Source organism: Micromonospora sp. ALFpr18c (genome assembly GCF_008868155.1).
Classification (GTDB): domain Bacteria; phylum Actinomycetota; class Actinomycetes; order Mycobacteriales; family Micromonosporaceae; genus Micromonospora.
The window spans coordinates 1-243 of the sequence record NZ_WBKR01000577.1 but is presented as its reverse complement, the minus strand read 5'-3'; the positions used below and the strand labels follow the sequence as shown (position 1 = coordinate 243).

Genomic DNA, 243 nt, shown 5'->3' with positions numbered 1-243 from the left:
CGCCATGCTGCTGCGAGAAGGCAACGCCGGATCCAACACGGTCAGTGATCACATTCGGGTCCTCGCCGACGCGATCGAGCAGATCCCGGCGAAATACCGCCGGAAAATCCTCATCCGGGTCGACGGCGCCGGCGCCACCCACGACTTCCTCGAACACCTGCACGAGATGAACACCGCGTTCCGCACGGTCCGGTTCACCGTCGGGTGGACCATCACCGACGCCGACGAGACCGCGATCGCCGC

At 65.8% G+C, this 243-nt stretch carries 1 pseudogene; it reads left to right on the top strand.

The window, feature by feature from the left end:
- A pseudogene (locus tag F8271_RS32055) lies at positions 1-243 on the top strand (IS1380 family transposase); the annotation flags it as partial.